At 64.4% G+C, this 23024-nt stretch carries 20 protein-coding genes; 11 read left to right on the plus strand and 9 right to left on the minus strand.

The genetic code is table 11. The features are described from left to right. Positions 1 to 23 precede the first annotated feature (23 nt). A complete protein-coding gene (locus ACUTSC_RS15135) occupies positions 24 to 674 on the plus strand; it encodes a MotA/TolQ/ExbB proton channel family protein (RefSeq protein ID WP_197767058.1) in 651 nt (216 codons plus the stop codon). Next, on the plus strand, positions 667 to 1917 hold the full coding sequence (locus ACUTSC_RS15140) for a phospholipase D-like domain-containing protein (RefSeq protein WP_197767057.1): 1251 nt from the start codon (positions 667 to 669) through the stop codon (positions 1915 to 1917). The genes ACUTSC_RS15135 and ACUTSC_RS15140 overlap by 8 nt, the downstream gene beginning before the upstream one ends. A gap of 36 nt (positions 1918 to 1953) precedes the next feature. Here ACUTSC_RS15140 and ACUTSC_RS15145 read toward each other — a convergent pair whose 3' ends face one another. The 4 genes from ACUTSC_RS15145 to ACUTSC_RS15160 form a co-directional block, all read right to left on the minus strand. Next, positions 1954 to 3063, minus strand: coding sequence for a P1 family peptidase (locus tag ACUTSC_RS15145; RefSeq protein WP_197767056.1), 1110 nt, complete (start codon positions 3061 to 3063; stop codon positions 1954 to 1956). A gap of 2 nt (positions 3064 to 3065) precedes the next feature. Then, entirely contained in the window at positions 3066 to 4442 is a 1377-nt protein-coding gene (locus tag ACUTSC_RS15150) for an APC family permease (RefSeq protein ID WP_060440827.1), read from the minus strand. Between the two features lie 127 nt (positions 4443 to 4569). Continuing rightward, complete coding sequence (locus ACUTSC_RS15155; protein WP_197767055.1) at positions 4570 to 6078, minus strand: CoA-acylating methylmalonate-semialdehyde dehydrogenase; 1509 nt, start codon at positions 6076 to 6078, stop codon at positions 4570 to 4572. A gap of 10 nt (positions 6079 to 6088) precedes the next feature. Continuing rightward, on the minus strand, positions 6089 to 7429 hold the full coding sequence (locus tag ACUTSC_RS15160) for an aspartate aminotransferase family protein (protein ID WP_047729079.1): 1341 nt from the start codon (positions 7427 to 7429) through the stop codon (positions 6089 to 6091). Positions 7430 to 7564: 135 nt separating this feature from the next. On the opposite strand from ACUTSC_RS15160, the gene ACUTSC_RS15165 reads away from it, so the two are divergent. After that, entirely contained in the window at positions 7565 to 8494 is a 930-nt protein-coding gene (locus ACUTSC_RS15165; RefSeq protein WP_197767054.1) for a LysR substrate-binding domain-containing protein, read from the plus strand. A 134-nt stretch (positions 8495 to 8628) separates the two neighbouring features. On the opposite strand, the gene ACUTSC_RS15170 is transcribed toward ACUTSC_RS15165, so the two are convergent. Then, positions 8629 to 9756, minus strand: a complete 1128-nt coding sequence (locus tag ACUTSC_RS15170) for an iron-containing alcohol dehydrogenase (RefSeq protein ID WP_197767053.1) — start codon at positions 9754 to 9756, stop codon at positions 8629 to 8631. Positions 9757 to 9985: 229 nt separating this feature from the next. Here ACUTSC_RS15170 and ACUTSC_RS15175 point away from each other — a divergent pair, with 229 nt between their 5' ends. The 3 genes from ACUTSC_RS15175 to ACUTSC_RS15185 all read left to right on the plus strand — a co-directional run bounded on the left by ACUTSC_RS15175 (position 9986) and on the right by ACUTSC_RS15185 (position 12650). Next, positions 9986 to 10744 (plus strand): LuxR C-terminal-related transcriptional regulator, encoded by a 759-nt coding sequence (locus ACUTSC_RS15175; RefSeq protein ID WP_197767052.1) that lies wholly within the window; start codon positions 9986 to 9988, stop codon positions 10742 to 10744. Between the two features lie 220 nt (positions 10745 to 10964). Next, the gene (locus tag ACUTSC_RS15180) at positions 10965 to 12266 is read left to right on the plus strand and encodes an NAD(P)/FAD-dependent oxidoreductase (RefSeq protein WP_064291110.1); all 1302 of its coding nucleotides are present in this window, start codon (positions 10965 to 10967) and stop codon (positions 12264 to 12266) included. A gap of 18 nt (positions 12267 to 12284) precedes the next feature. Then, positions 12285 to 12650 carry a cupin domain-containing protein gene (locus tag ACUTSC_RS15185; RefSeq protein ID WP_019454941.1) on the plus strand — a complete coding sequence of 122 codons (366 nt, stop codon included), beginning with the start codon at positions 12285 to 12287 and terminating at the stop codon, positions 12648 to 12650. Positions 12651 to 12691: 41 nt separating this feature from the next. On the opposite strand, the gene ACUTSC_RS15190 is transcribed toward ACUTSC_RS15185, so the two are convergent. The 4 genes from ACUTSC_RS15190 to ACUTSC_RS15205 all read right to left on the minus strand — a co-directional run bounded on the left by ACUTSC_RS15190 (position 12692) and on the right by ACUTSC_RS15205 (position 16677). Beyond that, positions 12692 to 13498, minus strand: coding sequence for an alpha/beta fold hydrolase (locus tag ACUTSC_RS15190; protein ID WP_197767051.1), 807 nt, complete (start codon positions 13496 to 13498; stop codon positions 12692 to 12694). A gap of 94 nt (positions 13499 to 13592) precedes the next feature. After that, complete coding sequence (locus tag ACUTSC_RS15195) at positions 13593 to 14705, minus strand: class II histone deacetylase (RefSeq protein ID WP_060428708.1); 1113 nt, start codon at positions 14703 to 14705, stop codon at positions 13593 to 13595. Beyond that, positions 14702 to 15889 carry an MFS transporter gene (locus ACUTSC_RS15200; RefSeq protein WP_197767050.1) on the minus strand — a complete coding sequence of 396 codons (1188 nt, stop codon included), beginning with the start codon at positions 15887 to 15889 and terminating at the stop codon, positions 14702 to 14704. The genes ACUTSC_RS15195 and ACUTSC_RS15200 overlap by 4 nt, the downstream gene beginning before the upstream one ends. Positions 15890 to 16029: 140 nt before the next feature. After that, positions 16030 to 16677 (minus strand): LuxR C-terminal-related transcriptional regulator, encoded by a 648-nt coding sequence (locus ACUTSC_RS15205; protein WP_197767049.1) that lies wholly within the window; start codon positions 16675 to 16677, stop codon positions 16030 to 16032. Positions 16678 to 17159: 482 nt separating this feature from the next. On the opposite strand from ACUTSC_RS15205, the gene ACUTSC_RS15210 reads away from it, so the two are divergent. The 5 genes from ACUTSC_RS15210 (at position 17160) to ACUTSC_RS15230 (ending at position 23016) form a co-directional block, all read left to right on the plus strand. Then, the gene (locus tag ACUTSC_RS15210; RefSeq protein WP_197767048.1) at positions 17160 to 18872 is read left to right on the plus strand and encodes a sulfatase-like hydrolase/transferase; all 1713 of its coding nucleotides are present in this window, start codon (positions 17160 to 17162) and stop codon (positions 18870 to 18872) included. Continuing rightward, entirely contained in the window at positions 18869 to 20053 is a 1185-nt protein-coding gene (locus tag ACUTSC_RS15215) for an anaerobic sulfatase maturase (RefSeq protein WP_197767047.1), read from the plus strand. The genes ACUTSC_RS15210 and ACUTSC_RS15215 overlap by 4 nt, the downstream gene beginning before the upstream one ends. Positions 20054 to 20182: 129 nt before the next feature. Then, positions 20183 to 21676: an APC family permease gene (locus tag ACUTSC_RS15220; RefSeq protein WP_100396024.1), complete on the plus strand. Its 1494-nt coding sequence runs from the start codon at positions 20183 to 20185 to the stop codon at positions 21674 to 21676. Continuing rightward, on the plus strand, positions 21651 to 22241 hold the full coding sequence (locus ACUTSC_RS15225; RefSeq protein WP_197767046.1) for a DUF3156 family protein: 591 nt from the start codon (positions 21651 to 21653) through the stop codon (positions 22239 to 22241). Before ACUTSC_RS15220 ends, ACUTSC_RS15225 begins: the two co-directional genes overlap by 26 nt. Then, complete coding sequence (locus ACUTSC_RS15230; RefSeq protein ID WP_197767045.1) at positions 22234 to 23016, plus strand: SDR family oxidoreductase; 783 nt, start codon at positions 22234 to 22236, stop codon at positions 23014 to 23016. The genes ACUTSC_RS15225 and ACUTSC_RS15230 overlap by 8 nt, the downstream gene beginning before the upstream one ends. The last annotated feature ends 8 nt before the right edge of the window (positions 23017 to 23024 follow it).

Consider the following 23024-nt stretch of genomic DNA (forward strand, 5'->3'; position numbering starts at 1 on the left):
GCGGCGGGGAAGAGGAGCCCTGTATGGACGCCAATTTGTTGCACGACATTATTTTCTACGTGATGTACGCCGCGCTGGCGATTGCGCTGGTGATCATCATCGAACGCACGCTGTACTTCGCCTATACCCAGCGCCAGGCACGCCGGCTGGAGCAGGCGCTGACGCCGGACGTGCGCCGCGCCGCCGATCTGCCGGACGAGCTGACCCAGCGCAACAGCCTGCCGATGGCGGTGATCGCGCCGGTACTGGCGCAGAAACACCACGCCGGCGACCGTGAGGCGATCGGCGATCTGATCGACGCCCAGTACCTGCTGAGCAAGCCGCCGATGGCGCGTGGCCTGTGGCTGCTGGAAACCGTGGTCACCGCCGCGCCGTTGCTGGGGTTGCTGGGCACCGTGATGGGGATCATCGAAACCTTCAAGGCGCTGGCCGCCTCGGGGGTGTCCGAGCCGAGCCTGGTGTCGGCCGGGATGGGCACCGCGCTGTACGCCACCGGCCTCGGCATCGCCATCGCGCTGCTGTGCTTGGTGGCCAACAACTTCCTGCAGAGCCGCATGGAGCGCATCAACGAACTGCTGAAGGTGCTGCTGATCCGTGCCGGCCAACCGGCCAGCCGCCCGGAGAGCGGCAGCGGCGAACAATGGGTTGACAGCGGAGCGCCGCGCTATGCCTAATGGCCATCCAGTACGGCGGCCGCTCGGCCGCCTTTATACGGCATTGTGGGGCGGTTGTTTGTTGATGTTGAGCCAGAGCGCTGCGGCGCGTTTTGCGATTCCCGGCTACGAGCTGGTGTACACCGCGCCGGTGGAAACCGCGCTGCAGGCCGACGACCTGCGCAACACCGCCGAGGTGTGGCGCGAGATGTTCGACGCGGCGAAAACCCGCATCGATCTGGGGCAGTTTTACGTGGCGAATCAGGACGGTTCGCTGCTGGACGGCGTGCTGCAGCACCTGAAGGCGGCCGGCGAACGCGGGGTGAAAATCCGCTTTTTGGTGGAAGATAAGGGCATTCGCATTTCTACCGCCGAGACGCTGGAACAGCTGAAGGCGATCCCCAATCTGGAGCTGCGCATTATTCCTTACCAGAAGCTGAGCGGCGGCATTCTGCACGCCAAATATCTGCTGGTGGACGGGGAGCAGGCGTTCGTCGGCAGCCAGAACTTCGACTGGCGCGCGCTGGAGCATATTCACGAAACCGGGCTGCGCATCAGCGACGCCAAGGTGGTGGGGCAGATCCAGGCGATCTTCGAGCAGGATTGGCAGGCGCAGGCGCTGCTGGCGCAGGATAAGCCGGTGCCGCCGCTGTCCGATGCGCCGACGACGGCGCTGACGCAGGGCAACTATCTGGTGGCCAGCCCGCGCGCCTACAACCCGGCGGGGGTGATTGACTCGCAGGCCGAGCTGCCGCGCCTGCTGGCCAATGCCAAACGGCGGGTGCGGGTGCAGGTGATGGATTACGCGCCGCTGTCGTTCGGCCCCGAACGCAGTCGCCCCTTCTACGCGGTGATCGACAACGCGCTGCGCAGCGCGGCGGCGCGCGGGGTGCAGATCGAGCTGATGGTGGCCAACTGGAACACCAAAAAGCCGGATATCGCCTGGCTGAAGAGCCTGGCGCTGGTGCCGAACGTGCAGATCAAAGTGGTGACCATACCACCGGCCAGCAGCGGCTTCATTCCGTTTGCCCGCGTGATCCACAGCAAGCTGATGACCATCGACGATGAGATTGCCTGGGTGGGCACCAGCAACTGGACCGGCGGCTATCTGGACAACTCGCGCAATCTGGAGCTGGTGATGCACAGCGCGGCGATGAGCGGGCGGTTGGACCAGCTGTACCAACAGCTGTGGAACAGCGTCTACGCCGAACCGCTGCGGCTGGATTACGACTACCCAACGCCCAAGCCGGGCGGCGAGTCCTGATAAGCAGGGCGCGGTTAACCCCCGAGCCCTGTGTTTTTACCGCCGCCAGCCGGCTTTCTCCAGCGCCGTCACCAGTTGCTCGGCGCTTAACCCTTCCGCCCGATGGCCGTTGCCGCTGACGGTATTGGCCGCCAGCAACGCATTCACGATCGCTTCCTCCACCGCTTCCGCCACTGCGGCGAACAGCGCCGAAATGTAGTCGTTGTTCACCATGCGCAGCGGCGTGGTGAAGGCGCCTTTATTGGCGTAGTCGGCGGGCGGCAGGCCGTCGTTGCCGGTAGCGAAGGCGATGAAAATGTCGCCGCTCGAGTCCTCGGTGCCGCCGCCGGTGCGGGCGATGCCGATGCTGGCGCGCTGCGCCAGCCGCGCACACTGGTGCGGCAGCAGCGGCGCGTCGGTCGCCAGCGCCACCACGATGGAGCCCATGCCGGGATGCGGCAACTGCGGCGTGAACGGCGAGGGGAGATGCCCCAGATGCCGGCCTACCGGGTAACCGCCGACCAGCAGCGACTCGCGCTTGCCGTGGTTGGCCTGCACGATGGCACCCACCGTCCAGCCGCCCTGATCGGCGGGCAGGCGACGCGACGCGGTGCCGCTGCCGCCTTTGAATTCATGGCAGATCATGCCGCTGCCGCCGCCGACCGCACCTTCCTGCGGCAAGCCGCCCTGGGCAGCCTGCTGCGCCAGGCGCACGTGCTCGGCCTTGACGTGAAAGCCGTTGATGTCGTTGAGCAGGCCGTCGAAGGTTTCCATCACCACCGGCATATTCCAATACACCGCGTTGTCGCCCGCGGGCAGCGTTTCACGCTCCAGCGCGATCAGCGCATCGCGCACCACGCCCACGCTGTGGGTGTTGGTGAAGGCGATCGGGCTGGTCAGCAGGCCCGCTTCGCGCACCCATTCCAGGCCGGTGGCGTCGCCGTTGCCATTCAGCACGTGCACGCCGGCAAAGCAGGGCGCGTGGCGGGCGGAGCCGGGGCGCGGTTCGATCACCGTCACGCCGGTGCGCACGCTGCGCCCGTCCGCCAAATCGGCATGAATGCTGGCATGGCCAACGCGCACGCCGGGCACGTCGGTGATGGCGTTCAGCGGGCCGGGCGTGCCCTGTCCGATGATAATGCCCAGATCCTGAGCGCGCTGCGTCATGGTTATTCTCCTTCTATTGAGGGGGCGGCGAGGGGCGCCGTCTGGCGGCCGCGCAGATGGTTCAGCGCCAGCCCGAAGCCGATGATGCCGGCAATGATAATAAAGTCTTTCAGGCTGCTGGCGATCAAAATCGTCCACAGCACGTACAGGCAGCACAGCAGCGCCACCACCACCGGCAGCGGCCACAGCGGCATCAGGTACGGATGGTGGAAGTGGCGGCGACGGCGGCTGATCAGCGCCGCCACCGCCATGATGATGTACACCAGCAGCAGCAGGATCACGGTGAACGAGGTCAGCGATTCGAGATCGGAGCAAAACGCCAGCAGCGCCGAGGGCACGCCGAACAGCAGGGTGGCGATCCAGGGGGTGCCGAAGCGCGGGTGGATGATTTTCAGCGCCCGGTTGAACGTCGGCAGCCAGAAACCGTCGCGCCCGCTGGCGAACATCATGCGGCTGAACTGCGCCACGATGGCGATGATGGCGTTGAACACCGACAGATAAATCGCGCCGCTTACCACGCGCGCCAGCGTCGGGCCGCCGAGCTGGGTGACCACATAGCCGACCGGATCGGCCTGTTTGGCCATCTCGGTCAGCGACGGCGAGCCGATCAGCAGGGCGGTGAACGGCACCAGCTCCACCAGTACCACGATGACCAGCGTCAGCATGATCGCGATCGCCATCGGCCTGCCCTGTTCGCGCATGTCTTCCGCCATGTACACCGCCGCGCCGTAGCCGTTGTAGGAGAACAGCGCGACCCCGACCATGGCGACGATCAGCGGCAGCGACACCGGCGCCAGGCTACCTTGCGCGTCCAGCATCACCGGCGCGGTGAGGATCTCCGTGCTCTGATGCGGATGGCTGAAGCCGAGCCAGGCGATCAGCGCCAGCACCGCCACTTCCACCACCAGAAAGGCGCCGGTCAGCAGGGCGTTGGCCTTGATGTTGAAAATGGCGCAGATGCCGCCGACCAGCACGGTGAGCATGCCGGCGGTCGAGGCGTCGAACTGGGTGCCCAGCGCGGTGTTCAGGTAGGGCACCGCGCCGGTGGCCAGCACCGCCGGCACGAACAGCGAGGCGCTGAGGATAAACAGGTAGGTCTGCAATCCGCACAGGGTGCCGAACAGGCGCTTGATGATGCTGTACTCACCGCCGGCGCTGGGGTGTGCGGCGCCGAGCTCGGCATAGCACAGCGCGATGGCGGCGGCGACGCAGGCGGCGATCAGAAACGACAGAAAGGCGCCGCTGCCGGCGCTGGCGATCGCCAGCGGGGCGATGACGAAGATCGAACTGGCCGGCGTCACGCCGGACGCGGTGATCATCACCACGTCGAGGACGCTGAGATTGCCTTTGAAGGTGTGTTCAGGGGCGGACTCTTTCATGGGATAACGACTCCATTAACGTGTGAGTGAATTATTGTTTTGCTGCACAGGCTGTACGCAGGAATCAAATGGAGCGCGCGGAAATGCCGGGGAGCGTTGCTCCCCGGAAGTTTATTGTTCTTATGTGTTACCCCTGTCCCGACGGGAAGCTGAAGCTGGCGCGCCGGGCATCGCCGGAGGCCGGCCAGCGCTGGGTCACGGTCTTGCGTTTGGTGTAGAACCTGACGGCGTCCGGGCCGTAGGCGTGCAGATCGCCGAACAGCGAGCGCTTCCAGCCGCCGAACGAGTGGTAGGCCACCGGCACCGGCAGCGCCACGTTGATCCCCACCATGCCGACCTGAATGCGGCTGGAGAAGTAGCGCGCTGCTTCGCCGTCGCGGGTGAACAGACAGGTGCCGTTGCCGTATTCGTGGGCGTCGATCAAGGCCATCGCCTCCGGCAGCGACGCCGCGCGCACTACGCCGAGCACCGGGCCGAAGATCTCCTCCTGATAGATGCGCATGCCGGGCGTCACGCGATCGAACAGCGTCGGGCCGAGGAAATAGCCTTGGCTGGGGTGACCGTCGGCGGCCGTCACGCGCAGTTCGCGCCCGTCCACCAGCAGCTCGGCGCCTTCGGCCACACCCTGATCGATATAGCCTTTTACCTTCTGATAATGCTCTTGGGTCACCAGCGGACCCATGTCGTTGCGGTTGTCGCTGCCGGGGCCGACGCGCATGGCGGCCATCTGTTGCCGCAGCCCGGCGATCAGCGCTTCGGCGGTGCCGTCGCCCACCGCCACCACCAGCGGGATGGCCATGCAGCGCTGGCCGCAGGAGCCGAAGGCGGCGCCCATCAGCGCGCCGACCGCGCCGGGGATATCGGCGTCCGGCAGCACCACCGCGTGGTTCTTGGCGCCGCCTAACGCCTGCACCCGTTTGTTCTGCCCGCAGCCGGTGTGATAGATGTGTTCCGCCACCGGTGTCGAACCGACGAAGCTTATCGCTTTGACGCGCCCGTCATGCAGCAGCGTCTCCACCGCTTCGCGATCGCCGTTGACCACGTTGAGCACCCCCGGCGGCAGCCCGGCTTCCGCCGCCAGCCGCGCGATATACAGCGCGGCGGAAGGCACGCGCTCGGAAGGCTTCAGCACGAAAGTGTTGCCGCACGCCACCGCCATCGGCCACATCCACAGCGGCACCATCGCCGGGAAGTTGAACGGCGTGATGCCCGCCACCACCCCCAGCGGTTGAAACTCGCTCCAGCTGTCGATGCTCGGGCCGGCCTCTTTGCTGTGTTCGCCCTTCAGCAGTTCCGGCACATAGCCGGCATATTCGATATTCTCGATGCCGCGCTGCAGTTCGCCCAGGGCGTCGCTGAGCACCTTGCCGTGCTCGGCGGTGATCAGTTGGCAGATGGCGTCGGCGTGCTGCTCCAGCAGATCCTTGAGCTTCATCATGATGCGCGCGCGCTTCAGCGGCGGGGTGTCGCGCCAGGCGGGATAGGCCTGTTCGGCGGCGGCGATGGCGCGCTCCACCGTGGCGCGGTCGGCCAGCTGCACCTCCTGCGCCGATTGGCCGGTGGCCGGGTCGTAAACCGGCTGGCTGCGTTCGCCGCCGGCGGCGGGCTCGCCGTTGATCCAATGGGTAATGGTCATGGTTCTCTCCTTATTCGGTGGCGTTGAGGGCGTCGCCCACGGCGTTGATCAGCGCATCGATCTGCGCTTCGCTGCTGATGAACGGCGGCGCCAGCTGCAGGGTGTCGCCGCCGTAGCGCACGTAAAATCCGCTTTCCCAGCAGCGCATCGCCGCCTCGAAGGGGCGCCGCGCCGGTTCGCCCGGCCGCGCCGCCAGCGTAATGCCGGCCGCCAGGCCGATGTTGCGAATGTCGGCGACGTGTTTGGCTCCCTGCAGGCTGTGCACCGCGCGCTCGAAGTAGGGCGCCAGCGCCTGTACGCGCTCCACCATCTGTTCGCGCTGCAGGATGTCCAGCGTCGCCAGCGCGACCGCGCAGCTGACCGGGTGGGCGGAGTAGGTGTAGCCGTGCGGGAATTCGAGCTGGTAGTCCGGCTCGCCGCCGTTCATGAAGGTGTGGTAGATCTCCGGCCGCACCACCACCGCGCCCATCGGCTGCGCGCCGTTGGTCACCTGTTTGGCGATGTTCATGATGTCCGGCGTGACGCCGAACGCCTCGGCGCCGGTCATCGCGCCGCAGCGGCCGAAGGCGGTGATCACTTCGTCGAAGATCAGCAGAATGTCATGCTGGGTACAGATTTCGCGCAGGCGCTGCAGGTAGCCGACCGGCGGCACGATCACCCCGGCGGAGCCGGAGAAGGGTTCGACGATCACCGCGGCGATCGTTGAGGCGTCGCGCAGCGCGATGATGCGGTTGAGCTCTTCCGCCAGCTCTGCCCCCTGTTGCGGCATGCCGCGCGAAAAGGCGTTGCCGGCCAGCAGGGTGTGCGGCAGGTGGTCCGCTTCGGCGCCGGCGCCGAACGTCTTGCGGTTGCCGGCGATGCCGCCGACCGAGATACCGCCGAAGTTAACGCCGTGATAGCCCTTTTCCCGGCCGATAAAGCAGGTTTTTCCCGCCTGGCCTTTGGCGCGCCAGTAAGCGCGCGCCATTTTCAGCGAGGTGTCCGCCGCTTCCGATCCGGAGCCGGTGAAGAACACGTAATCCAGCCCCGCCGGCGTCAGTGCCTTGATCTTGTTGGCCAGTTCGAACGACAGCGGGTGGCCGAACTGAAACGCCGGCGAGTAATCCAGCGTCGCCAGCTGGCGCTGGGCGGCGTCGGTGATTTCCTGCCGGCCGTGCCCCAATCCGCAACACCATAACCCGGACAGGCCGTCGAAAATCTTTCTGCCGTCATGGCTGGTGTAATACGCCCCCGCGGCTTGAGTAATGATGCGCGGCTGCGCTTTAAAATTACGGTTACCGGTAAAAGGCATCCAATGGGCCTCTAACCCTTCGGCATCGAGACTATTTAGCGGGTGATTTTCAGCGGCCATGTTTTCCTCCGAACAGGAAAATAAGAGCGATTAATGAAATAAACCGAGTTGTTAACGAATTGTTGTGCGAAATTGACTATGTACCGCTTGTTCTCTACTGTGAATAATCATATGTCGAAACTTACTTAAGGTTTTATGCAAGTAAAAAAGCGCGCGCTGTTAGGGCAATTGTCGGATATGGATCTGCGTTTGCTGCGGGTATTCAAGGCCGTGGTCGACTGCGGCGGCATGAGCGCCGCCGAACTGGAGCTGAACATCAGCCTGTCGACCATCAGCAAGCACATCAAGGATCTGGAGCAGCGGCTGGGACTGACGCTGTGCCAGCGCGGGCGCGAGGGCTTTGCGGTCACCGACGAGGGGCTGCTTATCTACCAGGAAACGGTCAACCTGCTGGCGGCCACCGAGGCGTTCCGGCGCGGGGTAGACGAGGTGCACCAGCGCATGGGCGGGCAGCTGCACGTGGCGATATTCGACCATACGGTCAGCAATCCGCAGGCGCAGATCGGCCGGGCCATCGCATTATTCAGCGAGCGTGCGCCGGAGGTTTCTTTGCAAATGTACGTGGAGCCGATTAATACCATTGAACGCGGCGTCATTGACGGGCAATTTCAGGTTGGCGTTATTCCCATGCACCGCAGCGCGGAAAGTTTATCTTATCATTCGTTATTCAGTGAGAGGATGTTCTTATATTGTGGCGCGCAGCATGAATTATTTCCCGCCCCCCATGAAACATTAAATTGGGATCTGCTGCACAATTATGCCTTCGCCGGATTAGGCTACCATTCGCCGAATATGGAACTGAGCCTGCAGCAACATTTGCATCGCAAGGCGACGGGGTTCGCGCAGGAGTCGATCGCCACGCTGATCCTGTCCGGCAAATACGTCGGCTTTTTGCCGGATCACTACGCGGCGTTTTTCGTGGCGCAGAATATGATGCGGGCGATCAAACCGGCGCTGTTCCGCTATCACTGCGAATACTCCAGCGTGCTGCGCCGCTCGCCGGTGCCGCAGCGGGTGGTGAAGCTGTTCCATGAGTGCCTGCTGGCGGCCCACGGAACAGCGTGACGCTTACTGCTCTTTCTTCTTGCCGAAGATTCTGATCAGCGCGCCGACCAGGATGCCGACCGCGATGCCGGCGAAGATCCAGCCGATGATGCCCATTTCCTTACTCCTGCTAGTGCGTTGATCTGATTATATAATCATTCGACGCGAAACGCCTCTTCGATCATCCGTTGCCGCTGTGCCGGCGCATAGTCGATCCAGGAATTCTTGCTGTTGGATTTTTCCAGCGCCACCGCCAGTTCCTGGCCGGAAATCGGCAAATCGTCCTGCCAGAACGGCGCGATGGCGTGGCGGGTGATGAAATCGGTCAGGTAGCTCTCCGGGCTGCCCTGCCAGTGCGGGTACAGGCGCGCGGCCAGCTCGGCCATCAGCGCGCGTTGCTGCGGCTGTTCGCTGCTTTCCAGCAGGGCAAGGAACGGCAGCAGCAGGCGGCCACAGACTTGGCCGTGGTGGTAGTCGCGCAGCGCGCCGATCTCGCCGGCGATGCCGTGGATCACTCCCAGCCCGGCGGCGCTCAGCGTCAGCCCCCCAAGGTACGAAGCTTGCATAATCGCTTCGCGCGCCGCATCGCTGCGGTTGAGCGCCGGCCAGGCGGCGAGGAAGTGGCGGATGCCGCTCAGCGACATGTCGCGCGTCATGGCGCCGGCGGTTTTCGACAGATAGGCCTCGAACAGGTGGATGAAGGCGTCGATGGCGCAGTAGGCCAGCACCTTGTCCGGCGCGCCGGCCAGCAGCTGCGGATCGAGAATGGCGGTGTGCGGCACGAAGTTATTGTGGCGCAGCGAGGCCTTCACTTTGCTGACCTGGGTGTCGGTGATCACCGCGTTCTGCGTCACCTCGCTGCCGGTGCCGGCGGTGGTGGGAATGGCGATCAGCGGCAGGGTGGCGCCGCTGATTTTGCTGTCGCCCACTTTTTCCATATAGCGCAGCGTTGGCAGCGGATGCTCCACCAGCGCGGAGAACGCCTTGGCGGCATCCAGCACGCTGCCGCCGCCGATGGCCACCACGCGCCGTGCCTGGCCGCGCCAGCGCGCCACCCAGGCGTCTATTTCCTGCGGCGACGCCTCGTGGCTGACGATCTCGGTGCCGATGAGCAGCGGCGCCAGCGATTCGCGCAGGCCGGCGTACACCGGGCCGTTGAGAAAAGATCGGCAGCTGAACAGCAGCGTCGGCTGCGGATCGGCAAGCAGCAGCGGCGGCAGTTGCTGGATGCTGCCGTGGCCGAACCAGGTCTGGCGGTTGGCGATGATGTGGCTGACGGACATGAGGTCTCCTTGACGGCGTTGCAGGGCGCGATGCCACAGCATAAGCCAGCGGGCGCGGAGCGGCCACCGCTTTCCCCGCTGCGGCAACTTGTGAGTTGTTTAACATGTAAACGATCGCTTTCTTGCATTTCGGCGCGCCGGATGCTTTTTTTAACAGTACTGGCCGCCATGCGGCCAACCCCATCCGAAATCGGTAGATTGTTAATGTATTAATAATGGCGAGGCGGGTATGGATATTCAGGTTGAACGCTTGTCTGCGGTGATCGATGCGGTGGCCAGCCCGCGCTTTTATCCCAGCCTGTTGAATTGGCTGGAAGGGTTTTTCGCCTTCGACAACGCCATCGTCTATGCCTTCGAACGCGGCCGGCCGCCGCGCTGCCTGATCAAAACCGAGCGGGAAAACAGCGATGCGGTCAACCAGATCTACCAACAGGGCGCCTATCTGCAGGATCCGTTTTACCGCGCGCTGAGCGACGGCGGCGAAGGCGAGGTGCTCACGCTGCGCCAGCTGGCGCCCTGCGGGTTTTATCACAGCGACTATTACCGTAATTTTTATCGCAAGACCGGCTGGCACGATGAGGCCGGCGTGCTGCTGCAGCTGACGCCGGAGTGCGGGCTGGGGGTGTTCTTCGGCTCGGCGTGCCGCACGGTGGCGGTGCGCTACCCGCAGCGGGCGGATCTGCGCAGCGCGCTAACGCTGGTGAAAAGCGTGGCGCGGCTGCACGGCGAAGTGGTGGCGGCGCCGGCCGAGGCCGCGACGGTGAACGATGACGGCGCCCGGGCGCGCTATCTGCTGACGCCGCGCGAGCGCGAGATCGTCGATCTGATCCTCGCCGGCTGCGGTTCGCAGCAGATTGCCGACCGGCTGTTCATCAGCCTAGGCACGGTAAAAAATCACCGCAAGAACATCTACGGGAAGCTGAACATCGGCTCGCAGGCCGAACTGTTCAGCCTGTTGCTGACCGCCCCACAGCGCCGCAGCGCGTGAATGCATCGATCTATCCCCTATAGCTTTCGAACTACAGCCAGGCGGCAAGGACGAGAGTCCCCAGGAGCTTACTTAGGTAAGTGACTGGGGTGAACGTCAGCAGCCAACAACGCTGTAGTTTGAAAGATGAAGGGGAAAAATGTCCCTAAGGGGACATAGCGGCACGGCTGCCGCCTCCCGATAATCCGATGTCATGGCATAGGCAATCGGGAGTGCGGCAGTGAACAACGAAATCGAGTCCTTAACCTACTACGCGGCAACCAAAAAATACGATCTGCGCTTCCCGACGCTGGAAGAGGATCTGGACGTCGACGTGGTGATCATCGGCGGCGGCTTCTCCGGCATCAACACCGCGCTGGAGCTGGCGGAGAAGGGCATCACCAACATCGCCATTCTCGAAGGCCGCTATCTGGGTTACGGCGGCACCGGGCGCAACGGCGGCCAGGTGATGGCCGGCATCGGCCACGATCTGGAGAAGATCAAGCGCCACGTCGGCCCGGCCGGGCTGGAAACCATCTTCAAAATCAGCAACCTCGGCGCCGGCATTATCCGCGAGCGCATCAAGAAATATGACATCGACGCCGACTTCTGCTTCGGCTACGGCTATCTCGGCAGCAACGCGCGCCAGGAGAAGACCCTGCGCGGCTGGCTGAAGGAGTTCAAGGCGGTAGCGCCGCAGGAGGAGATTGAGCTCTACACCGGGGCGGAGGTGAAGCAGGTGGTGGGCTCCGACGCTTACACCTGCGCGCTGAAACACATGGGCGGCGGCCACGTGCATTCGCTCAACCTGCTGCTGGGCGAGGCCAAGGCGCTGAGCGGCTACGGGGTGAAAATCTTCGAGAACAGCAGCGTGCTCAACGTGGAGTACGGGCCGCGCATCACGGTGCGCACCGCCATGGGCTCGGTGCGCGCCAACAAGATGCTGTGGGCCTGCAACGGCTTTCTCAACGGCATGGAGCCGCAGATCTACCGCAAGACCATCAATACCTACGCCTTCCAGCTGGCCACCGAGCCGCTGTCTGACGAACTGATCCGTCAGATCAGCCCGATCCGCGGCGCCTACAGCGACATCCGCCCGGTGATCGACTATTACCGGGTGACCAACGAAAACCGGCTGCTGTTCGGCAGCGCCACCCGGCTGATCGAATATTTCCCGTCGGATCTCAAGGCCTGGAACCGCAACCTGATGCTGAAGGTGTTCCCGTACCTGAAAGACGTGAAGATCGATCTGGCCTGGGGCGGCCCGCTGTGCTGCAGCGCCAACCTGTTCCCGCAGATTGGCACGCTGCCGGATCGCGATAATGTGTTTTACGTGCAGGGCTACTCCGGCTTCGGCGTAACGCCGAGCCACATCGTGTGCAAGGTGCTGGCGGAGGGCATGAGCGAAGGATCCGATCGTTACGATCTGATGAGCTCGATCCCGCACGTCAACATCTTCGGCAAGGACAAGCTGCGGCGGGTGATGACCACCGCCGGTAAGGTTTGGCACCAGACATCCGGCTACTGGAAAGGCCGCCGTTAACCCTCAGAGGAGAATGACATGAAACCGTTACTGCTTAAACAACCGCTGCCGGAACTGCTGGAGATCGGCAGCGTCAGCAACCTGGGCGCCACGGTGATCGCCGGCACGCCGACCGTCGGCGTGGCCAGCATCTTCGGCGAACCGACCGACAACCTGAACTGCGGCGTGTTCAGCTGCACCCGCGGCAGCTTCGTGATGGAATATCCGTTCGCCGAGCACGCCACGGTGTGGGAAGGCAGCGCGACCCTGACCAACGAACGCACCGGCGAATCGGTGCAGTATCAGGCCGGCGATTCCTGGTTCGTCGAGAAGGGCACCCCGGTGCGTTGGGACATCACCTCGGATCGCTTCGTCAAACACTACCTCGCCATCGTCGAGGGCTGACGCCGTCATGCCCCCCTCAGCATGCTCCGAGGGGGAGCGCCTTAGCCTAACGCCCGCGTAATAAAATCGGTCACCCGCTTGAGGATCTGATCCTTATTGGTTTCGTTAAAGCTCTCGTGCCGCCCGCCCGCATTGATCATCCGTTCGAAATCGTCGCCACGCAGTCGGTCGAGCGCGGTTTGCGTTTCGCTCATCAGCACCAGCCGATCGTCGTCGCCGTGGATCCACAGCGTGGGCAGTGCGCCGAAGCCCGGCCCGGCGTTGATGGCGGCGAGGATCCGCTGCATGGCGCGCAGGGTGGGGCGCTTGAACGGCCCGTGCCACACCAGCGGATCTTCCTGATAGGCCGCGCCGACCGCCGGATCGCGCGCCAGGGTGGCGGTATCCAGCGGCGCGTCGGGGATCGTCGGCAGTTCGGCCAGATCGGAGATCGCCGTTCTGTCGCCAAGCAGCGGGCCGGACAGCACCAGCGCACGCACCTCCTCGCCGTAGCGCTGCACGTAGCGGGTGGCGATCATGCCGCCCATCGAGTGGCCGATCACCACCAGCGGCAAGGTGGGGTATTGCTGCCGGAAATAGCTGACCACGCGCTGCACGTCGTCGACCACGGCGTCATAATCCTCGATCAGCACGCGTTCGCCCTGCGACAGGCCGTGGCCGAGATGGTCGGGGCCGAACACCCGCGCGCCCTGCGCCTGCAGCGTGCGCGCCACGTATTGGTAACGGCCGAGATGCTCGCCGTAGCCGTGTATCAGCAGCGCCAGATAGCGCGGCTGGTCGTTTCCCCAGTCGTGCACGGCGATGTCGCCGTGACGGCCTTTGATAAAGCTGACGGTTTGTTCGGGCATCTTATTGTTCTCATAGTGGTAGGGTTGTCCTTCAGCGTAGCGGCTGGCGGCGAGGTTGTCAGGGGCGCCGGGTGCGGCGCCCGCAAAGAGGGGATTACAGGCCGAACTGGCGCGCCAACTCGTCGAGCGCTTCGCGCTGGAAGCGGTTGAAGGCGTCGCGCGGCTGCTGTTGCTGGATGAACGCCAGCAGCGGATCCTGCACTTCAGTGCGCACGCCGCTCAGCTGTTCCATCACCGCCAGCCCGCAGAACGGCACGTAGGATTCGGCGTAGCCGCCTTCATGCACCATCACCAGCTTGCCGCCGCACAGCCGGTCGGCGGCGTCCTGCACCAGCGCGGTCATGGCGCGGAAGCTGTCGCTGTGCAGCTGCATGCGCGCCAGCGGATCGAGGGCGTTGGCATCGTAGCCGCAGGCGACGATGATCAGCTCCGGCTCGAATTTTTCCAGCGCCGGGATAATGATGCGCCGCATGGCGTGCAGGTAGCCGTCGTCGCCGGCGCCGGCCAGCATCGGCACGTTAACGTTGCAGCCCGCCCCGTCGCCTTCGCCGCGATCCCGTTCGCCGGAATAGCCCGCCGGGAAGCAGCCGTCCTGATGCAGCGACAGCGTCAGCACGTCGCCGCGTTGCCAATAGATGTGCTGGGTGCCGTTGCCGTGGTGCACGTCCCAGTCGAGCACCGCCACCTTGCCGAGGCCATGGCGAGCCTTGGCGCGCTCGATGGCGATGGGAATATTGGCCAGGAAGCAGAAGCCCATCGATTGATCCGGCAGGCAGTGGTGGCCCGGCGGGCGCGACAGCGCATAGGCGTTATCCAGCTCGCCCTGCAGCACCGCCTCCACCGCCGCGCAGGCCAGTCCGGCGGAGAGTTTGGCGATTTCATAGCTGCCCGGCCCCAGCGGCGCTTCCTCTCCCAGCAGGCCGCCGCCGCTGTCGCTCACCTGTTTGAAGCGCTGCAGGTAGTGGGCGGGGTGAATGCGCAGCAGGTCTTCTTCCGTCGCCGGTTCGGCGCTCAGCAGGGTGAGCTGGCGCGATAGGCCGGACACGTCCATCAGATTCTTCATGCGCCGTTTGGTTTCCGGCGACTCGGCGTGGCCGGCGCCCGAAGGCGGTTGCACCCAGCCGCCGACCGGCAGGGTGGTGGCGTGCAGGCCGGTGCTGTGCCAGAAACAGCGTTCATCAAACAAGAAACCGGTTGTTCTTTTCACCTTTCTCCTCCTGTTATACGGCGCGGTGCGCGCGGTGAAGCCAGCGAAATCAACAGCAGCGACAGCAGCGCGCAGCCCAGCGCGCCGAACAGCAAGGCGTTGAAACCGCCGGAAGATTCGATCAGAGAGCCGGCCAGCGTCGGGCCGATGGCCATGCCGCCGCCGATCACCAGGTTGATGCCGTTCATCAGCTTGCCGTCGTTATCCAACCCGGCGACCTGCGCCAGAATGAATGGCAGCACGAAGGTCCAGGTGAATTTGAACAGCAGGGCCGCCAGGGCGAAGCGCAGCAGCAGGGGCTGGCCCGTCAGCAGCGCCACGCTGGCCAGCAGCAGGGCGTACCCCAGCACGATCAGGCGCCCGCCGCCGAAGCGCGCGCCGATCAGCGCCGCGGCCCCCGCGCCGACGATGCCGAGCAAGGTGGCGACGGCCAGCACCTGGCCGCTGTGGGCCGGCGACAGCCCGGCGCCGGCGGCGATGCCGCCGATAAAGGTCCAGACCGCGCTCAGGCTGATGTAAAAGGTCAGCACCGCCAGCACGGCGCACAGCTTGCGCGCCAGCGAGGCGGCGGGGCCGCTGCGGGCGGCGCGGGCGGCGGTGAAACCGTTGGGGAATGCCGGGATGAGCGGCAGGCAGCACAGCATGATGGCCGCCAGAATCAGGTAGACCGCCATCAGGCCGAAGTGCGCGAACAGCGGCGGCAGCACCAGCAGCCCGACCGCGCCCAGCACCAGTTGGCCGAGCACCCAGAAGGCATAGACCCGGCTGGGATTGGCGGTGCCGGCGGCGCAGGTGATGCACAGGATCATCAGGGTGCCGCCCGCCAGCGAGGCGATAAAGCGCAGCGGCAGCAGCAGGGTAAAGTCCTGCGCCAGCGCCGAAGCCAGGTTGCCGACGATAAACACCAGCGCCGACAGCGTAGCGACCCGCCGCCAGTTGATGCGCCCGATCCACCACCACGCCGGCAGCGTGGCCAGGCTCATGGCGCCGAGTTCGGTGGAGAACAGGTGGCCGATCTGCGCCGGGCCGAGCTGCCACTGTGCGGCGAGCTGGGCGGCCACGGCGGGGGCGGTCATCAGAATGCCCGGCGCGATGGCGGCGAAGACGATAATGGCGGTCAGCAGCCGCGGCGGGCAGGGGAGCGCCGCGCCGACGGCGGGCGCGGAAACCGAATCACTGGACATAAACCTTATTCCCCAAGCGTTAAGTGACGATGAAATATCCCGCCCGGCCCGATTGCGGGCAGGAGGAAGCCGCGCCATAAATGGCGAATACGTTCTGGCGTTATTTTCCGGCCGCCGGCAGCGGCGGCCGTTATCGGGCGTTAACCGTGGGCGAGAAAGCCGCCGGCGACCAGTTCGGTGCGGTTCACCACGTCGGTTTTGGCGAAAATATTGCGCATATGGGTTTTCACCGTGGACAGCGAAATGCCCAGCTTCAGGGCGATGCGCTTATTGCTGGCGCCTTCGCGCACCATGTTGACGATCTCTTGCTCTTTGGCGGTCAGCAACTGCGCCTCGCCGTCGGGCAGCAGATCGCGCGTCGCCAGCTCGATCAGCGGCAGCACCGCGCGCAGGCGGCCGCGCTCCACGTCGGTAAACGGCGTATCGCGGATCAGCGACACTCCGGCGACGATGCGTTTGCGTTGGCGAATGAAAATCTCCGTAATATCGTGCATGTCGTTCGGCAGCATAAAATCATGATAGTAATGACCATTGGCGGCGATCATCGCCGAACTCATGCCAACCATGACGGTATCTTGCCGGTAGAAATTGGCTGGCTTCATCGGGTCTATTTGCTGGAAGTGGTTCAGATACTGCTGATGGGTGTTATCGGAGACGCCGTGCAGGATGTAGTGATCCGGCCGCAGGTCGCGATCGACCAGATAAAACACCCCGGCGGACACCGGGATCAGATGCGCAATGGTCGCCAAACAACTGTTGATAAAGGCATCGGATGCTGTGCTGTGCATGATTCGTGTTCCTCCCTTTATCGTTCAGTCTGGAGAAGGTTGGCGGTCAATATATGAACGATACAAGCATAGTTATAGCAATTTAGCAACACAATAAAAACATATTAACAACGTGAGGCCGATTGCAATAAAACACATAAATAACAAGATGACACTGCGTTAATCAGGGCTTTTCAGGGCGGATTTTTCGCGATTTTCATTAATAGGTTAATGAAATAATTCACCGCTTTTCCCGCTGAATTTACAGCGCTTTTCAGTGCTTACCCGGACGAAGCCCTCGCCGCCCTGCGCGTGCTACAACCGGCACGAGTGGAGCCGTTCCTCGTTCTTAAGAACGATAGCCAGGCTTTTCCGCCGCTTCCTACACTGCGAATTGAAGATAGCGCCAGGCGGCGCCAAACGTATAAGACGAAAAAATGATGACCTTTCTCGGGCTGAGGCGTCGGGTGGTTCAGTCCGCATGACCATACGGGGAACGAACGATGCAGAAAAAAACGTTGGCGGTGGCGTTGAGCGGCGCCTTATCGGGCCTGGCGCAGGGGGCGGACGCCGATCGCCCCAATGTGCTGATCATTCTGGTGGACGATATGGGCTACTCCGACATCAGCCCGTTCGGCGGCGAGATACCGACGCCCAACCTGCAGGCGCTGGCCGAACGGGGCGTGCGCATGAGCCAGTATTACACCTCGCCGATGTCGGCGCCGGCGCGGTCGATGCTGATGACCGGCAACACCAATCAGCAGGCCGGCATGGGCGGCATGTGGTGGTATGAGAGCACCGCCGCGCAGCCGGGCTATGAAATGCGGCTGACCGACCGCGTGACCACATTGCCGGAGCGTTTTCGCGACGCGGGTTACGCCACCATGATGGCGGGCAAATGGCACCTGGGCTATGTCGACGGCGCCAAACCGACCGATCGCGGCTTCGAGCGCGCCTTCGCCTTTATGGGGGGCGGCACCAGCCATTTCGACGATGCGAAACCGCTGGGCACCGTGGAGGCGTTCCATACCTTCTACACCCTGAACGGCAAACGCGTGTCGTTGCCCAAAGATTTCTATTCCAGCAAGGCCTATGCCGATCAGCTGGAACAGTGGATCCGCGAGACACCGCAGAATAAGCCCGTCTTCGCCTATCTGGCATTTACCGCGCCGCACGATCCGCTGCAGGCGCCGGATGACTGGATCGCCAAATTCGACGGCAAATACGACGCCGGTTACCAGCAGGCCTATCAGCGGCGCATTCAGCGCCTGAAGGCGCTGGGGTTGATTTCCGATCGCACGCCGATGCCGACGCTGGCGCTGGATAAGGCCTGGAATGCGCTGACGCCCGAGCAGCAAAAATATGAAGCCAAGACCATGCAGGTGTACGCGGCGATGATCGCTTACATGGACGATCAGGTCGGCGCGGTGCTGAACACCCTGAAGCAGACCGGCCGCGACCAAAATACGGTGATCGTGTTCGCCACCGACAACGGCGCCAACCCCGCCAGCGGCTTCTACTACGGCTCGAAGCCGGAGTATTGGCGGCAGTTCGACAACAGCTACGCCAACCTCGGCCGCAAGGGATCGTTCATTTCCTACGGGCCGCACTGGGCCAACGTCAGCAACGCGCCGTATGCCAACTACCATAAAACCACCAGCGCGCAGGGCGGCATTAATACCGATTTCATCATCTCCGCGCCGCGGCTGAAAGGGCGCGGCGGCATCGACCGCACGCCGATGGCGGTGTATGACATCGCGCCGACGCTGTATGACTATGCCGGCATCGACGCCAACAAACCGCTGAAGGCCAAACCGACGCTGCCGATGGTCGGCGTCAGCTTCAAGCGCTATTTCAGCGGCGAGGCCGACGGCGTGCCGCGCGCGACCTACGGCGTGGAGCTGCATAACCAGACCGCCTATGTCGACGGCGTCTGGAAGCTGCGGCGGTTGGTGAAGGCCGGGCCGACGGCGCAGATGGCGCCGTGGGGGCTGTTCAACCTGCATGACGATCCGCTGGAAACGCGCGATCTGGCCGCCGCCAATCCGGATCGAGTCAAACGGCTGAGCGAGGCGTATCGCCGCTTTGCGCAGCAGGGCATGGTCATTGAAGCCAAAGGCGCAGCGATCGACTATCTCGGCGTAGACGCCAGCACCGGCGACTACATCGGCCTGGATCCGCTGACCCACAAACCGTTGCCACAGGCGGCGCTATGAACCTGGCCCAGCTGCGCGCGCAGCAGATCCCGGTAGAGAGCGAACCGCGCGCGGCGGCGCCTTTTCATTTGCTGGTGAAGCCGATCGGCGCCGGCTGCAACCTGGGCTGCCGCTACTGTTACTACCCGCAGCGCCAGCAAGAGCGGACGCGCAAGATGGACGACGACCTGCTGGCGGAATTTATTCGCGGCTACATCGCCGCCCAGCCGCGTTACAGCCGCGAGATCAACTTCGTCTGGCAGGGCGGTGAGCCGCTGCTGGCGGGGATCGGCTTTTACAAGCGGGCACTGGCGTTGCAACGCCGCTACGCGCCGCCGGGCGTGCGGATCAGCAACAGCCTGCAGACCAACGGTACCCTGCTGAACGACGCCTGGTGCCGGCTGTTCCGGCAGCATCACTTTATCCTCGGCGTCAGCCTGGACGGCGACCGCGAGGTGCAGGACGCCCACCGGCCGGACAAGCGCGGCGGCGCCAGCTATGACGCGGCGCTGCGCGGCATTGCGCTGTTGCAGCGCCATCAGATCGATTTCAACCTGCTGATGGTGGTGCACGACGGCGTCGCGGATCGCGCCGAGGCGATCTACGATCATGCGGTGGCGATCGGGGCGCGCTATCTGCAGTTCCAGCCGCTGATGCTGGAAGGAGACGCGCCCACCGCCGGCTATGGGCTGAGCGCCGCCAACTGGGGGCGCTTCATGCTGGCGGTGTACCGCCGCTGGCGCAGCCGCGGGCACGTTGGCCAGGTCTTCGTGATGAATATCGAGCAGGTCTACGCGCAGTATTTCACCCACGTTAGCCCCAGCTGCGTACACGCCGAACGCTGCGGCGGCAATCTGGTGATGGAGCCGGACGGGCGGCTTTACGCCTGCGATCATCTGATCAACGCGCAGCACCTGCTCGGCCATGCCGATCGCCACACGCCGCTCGCCACCCTGGCGGCAAGGGCGGCGGAGATGCCGTTCGGTAAAAACAAGAGCCTGCGCCGCGAGTGCCAACGCTGCAGCGTGAAAAGCGTCTGCCAGGGCGGCTGCCCGGCGCATGTGGGCGAAGATCGCTACAACCGGCTGTGTGCCGGCTATTACGCTTTCTTTTCCGCGCTGCTGGCGCCGCTGCGCGCCTACCCGCGCAGCCCGCAGGGGGCGAGGCAGTGGCGCGCCGCCGTGAGCGCGGCCGCAGGTTGAAAGCGTCTCGTCCTTAAGGACGATAGTCAGCATTTTCCTTTCCTCTCTATAGTGAGATTACCGCCGCTGGCGGTGAAAAACCTGCAAGCACCTGCATGCATCAGGCCAAAACTATAAGAGGAAATAACCATGAACCTGTCGTCGCGGTTGCACGCCCACCTGGCTCGAGGCAAGGTCGGCTTTCCCACCACCCTGGCCAGTTCGGTCGGGGTGATCATGGCCAGCCCGGTGATCCTGACGGTCACCAGCGGCTTCGGTATCGGCGGCGACACCTTCGCGCTGGCGATGCTGATCGCCTTCATCATGATGCAGGCGCAGCTCACCACCTTCTCCGAAGCGGCGGCGCTGCTGCCGACCTCCGGTTCGGTTTACGACTACATCTCCTGCGGCATGGGGCGCTTTTTCGCCATCACCGGCGCGCTGTCGGCCTACCTGATCGTGCACATCTTCGCCGGCACCGCCGAGACCATTCTCTCCGGCATCATGGCGCTGGTGAACTTCGAGCATCTCAACACCCTGATGGAAAGCCACAACGCCTCCTGGATGGTCGGCGTCGGGCTGGTTGTCGTGTTCGGCCTGCTCAACGCGTTCGGCATCGAGGCCTTCGGCAAGGCGGAGATCGTGCTGACCTTCGCCATGTGGAGCACGCTGGTGATTTTTGGCATCGTCGGGCTGCTGTCGCCGCATGCGGTGCCGCTCGAGGGCTGGTTCGGCAGCACGCTGAGCCTGAACGATCCCTTCGCGGTGTTCAGCCTGATCGGCATGGCGATGTTCATGTTCGTCGGCTGTGAGCTGGTGACGCCGATGGCGCCGGAGATCAAACGTTGCGATCGGGTGATCCCGCGCGCGATGGCGCTGGGGTTGTGCGGCGTGGCGGTGTGCATGGCGCTGTATGGCGCGGCGCTCAGCCACCAGGTGGAAAACGTGGTGATCGACGCCGCCAGCGGCGCGCGCCTGCTGGAAACGCCGATGGCCATCCCGGCGTTCGCCGGCCAGGTAATGGGCCAGTTCGGCAAATACTGGCTGGGCGTCGGCCTGCTGCTGGCCGGCGCCGCGACCATCAACACGCTGATGGCGGCGGTGCCGCGCATTCTGTACGGCATGGCGCTGGACGGCGCGCTGCCGCGCATGTTCGCTTATCTGCACCCGCGCTTTAAAACGCCGGTGGTCGGCATTCTGGTGGCGGTGTTGATCCCCTGCGTACACGCCTTCGCCATTCAGGGCAACCTCGACAGGATCATTCCGCTGGTGCTGGCGGCGGTGTGCGCCTGGGGCGTGGCCTACCTGCTGGTGACCTGCTCGGTGGTGATCCTGCGCGTGCGCCGCCCCGATCTGCCGCGCGCCTATAAATCGCCGTGGTTCCCGCTGCCGCAGATCGTTTCCAGCGTTGGCATCGTGCTGGCCATCGTTTACATCACGCCGCCGGGAATGAACCCGAGCGATATCTACATTCCCTTCGGCTGGATGATCGGCCTGACCGCCGCCTATGCGCTGTTCTGGACGCTGTGCGTGCAGAAAGTGAATCCGTTCAAGCCGGTGCCGGTCGAGCAGGTGCTGGAGAACGCGTTCGCCAAGGGTGAAAACGAGGAGGCGCAGTTTGATCGGCTTACTTCCCTCACTTAATCGCGCCTGGCGGCGAGCGCCGTCGGGCTATCGGCCGGGCGCCGCGCTGGATCGTCTGGCGCGCAACCTGGAACCCTACGCGTGCGAACGCCTGGCGCCGGGCCTGCTGCGGCTGACGCTGCCGCAGGGGCCGCAGATCGAGATCGGCGAACAGGTGCAGGGGCTGTTTATGGCGCATATCGTCAGCCACCGCTTTCGGTTGCAGGGCGCGTGCGCGATGCAACCTCCGCTGACGCTGGACGTGGTGACCGGCGGCTGGCTGCGGCGGCGCGGGGTGCGTTATCTGCTGCGCCAGCGCCATGCGGCCGCGCAGCGGTTGCTGGACGGCCTGCAGCGCTACCCGCAGATCGGCGAGACGCTGGCGCAGCTGGATTTTCGCCGCGTGCGGCTGACGGCGAACGATGGGCGCTGGCAGGTGGATATTGAGCATTTCGCCGCGTCGGAGGTGGTCAGCCGTTTACCGGCCGGCCGCCGCTACCTGCGGCTGGATGCCGAACAGCGGCGGCTGCTGTTGAGCAGCCTGCTGATGATCGGCCAACTGATGGAGAAGCTGAATCATGAATAGAGTGGTTGTGATTACCGGCGGCGGCACCGGCGTCGGCGCCGCCTGCGCCCGTCTGCTGGCGGCGCAGGGCGATCGGGTGTTTATCATCGGCCGCCGCCCGGAACCGCTGGCGGCGCTGGCGCAAGAGATCGGCGCGCAGGCGCTGGTGGGCGATGCCGCCAGCGGCGAGAGCTGGAACCACGCGCTGCTGCCGGCCATTCTGCGCGAAGCCGGGCGCATCGACTGCCTGATCGGCAGCGCCGGCGGCATGGGCTTCAAGCGCATCACCGAGATGACCGACGCGCAGTGGCAAGGGGCGATGGACAGCAACCTCAACAGCGCTTTCGCCAGCGCGCGCGCCTGCCTGCCGGAGCTGATTAAAAGCGGCGGCAACCTGCTGTTCGTGGCCTCGATCGCCTCGCTGGCCGCCGGGCCGGAGGTCTGCGGCTACGTCACCGCCAAACATGCGCTGATCGGGCTGATGCGTTCCATCGCCCGCGACTATGGCCCGCTGGGCGTGCGCGCCAACGCGGTGTGCCCGGGCTGGGTGACCACGCCGATGGCGGACGAAGAGATGCAACTGCTGATGGACGCCCATCAGATTTCGCTGGAGCAGGCTTACCAGATGGTCTGCCGCGACGTGCCGCTGCGCCGCCCGGCCAGCGCCGAGGAGATCGCCCGCGTGTGCCGTTTCCTGTGTTCCAACGAGGCTTCAATCATTACCGGCGCGGCGCTGGTGGCCGACGGCGGCTCCACCATCGTCGATGTGCCGACCCTGGCTTTCACTTCCCTGTAAGGAGCATT

The sequence above is a fragment of the Serratia sp. TSA_105.2 genome (assembly GCF_052692115.1).

Coding starts and splice junctions, on each gene's coding strand:
- ACUTSC_RS15135 (WP_197767058.1), top strand. CDS start 24: ATGGACGCCAATTTGTTGCACGACATTATTTTCTACGTGATGTACGCC.
- ACUTSC_RS15140 (WP_197767057.1), top strand. CDS start 667: ATGCCTAATGGCCATCCAGTACGGCGGCCGCTCGGCCGCCTTTATACG.
- ACUTSC_RS15145 (WP_197767056.1), bottom strand. CDS start 3,063: ATGACGCAGCGCGCTCAGGATCTGGGCATTATCATCGGACAGGGCACG.
- ACUTSC_RS15150 (WP_060440827.1), bottom strand. CDS start 4,442: ATGAAAGAGTCCGCCCCTGAACACACCTTCAAAGGCAATCTCAGCGTC.
- ACUTSC_RS15155 (WP_197767055.1), bottom strand. CDS start 6,078: ATGACCATTACCCATTGGATCAACGGCGAGCCCGCCGCCGGCGGCGAA.
- ACUTSC_RS15160 (WP_047729079.1), bottom strand. CDS start 7,429: ATGGCCGCTGAAAATCACCCGCTAAATAGTCTCGATGCCGAAGGGTTA.
- ACUTSC_RS15165 (WP_197767054.1), top strand. CDS start 7,565: ATGCAAGTAAAAAAGCGCGCGCTGTTAGGGCAATTGTCGGATATGGAT.
- ACUTSC_RS15170 (WP_197767053.1), bottom strand. CDS start 9,756: ATGTCCGTCAGCCACATCATCGCCAACCGCCAGACCTGGTTCGGCCAC.
- ACUTSC_RS15175 (WP_197767052.1), top strand. CDS start 9,986: ATGGATATTCAGGTTGAACGCTTGTCTGCGGTGATCGATGCGGTGGCC.
- ACUTSC_RS15185 (WP_019454941.1), top strand. CDS start 12,285: ATGAAACCGTTACTGCTTAAACAACCGCTGCCGGAACTGCTGGAGATC.
- ACUTSC_RS15190 (WP_197767051.1), bottom strand. CDS start 13,498: ATGCCCGAACAAACCGTCAGCTTTATCAAAGGCCGTCACGGCGACATC.
- ACUTSC_RS15200 (WP_197767050.1), bottom strand. CDS start 15,889: ATGTCCAGTGATTCGGTTTCCGCGCCCGCCGTCGGCGCGGCGCTCCCC.
- ACUTSC_RS15205 (WP_197767049.1), bottom strand. CDS start 16,677: ATGCACAGCACAGCATCCGATGCCTTTATCAACAGTTGTTTGGCGACC.
- ACUTSC_RS15210 (WP_197767048.1), top strand. CDS start 17,160: ATGCAGAAAAAAACGTTGGCGGTGGCGTTGAGCGGCGCCTTATCGGGC.
- ACUTSC_RS15215 (WP_197767047.1), top strand. CDS start 18,869: ATGAACCTGGCCCAGCTGCGCGCGCAGCAGATCCCGGTAGAGAGCGAA.
- ACUTSC_RS15220 (WP_100396024.1), top strand. CDS start 20,183: ATGAACCTGTCGTCGCGGTTGCACGCCCACCTGGCTCGAGGCAAGGTC.
- ACUTSC_RS15230 (WP_197767045.1), top strand. CDS start 22,234: ATGAATAGAGTGGTTGTGATTACCGGCGGCGGCACCGGCGTCGGCGCC.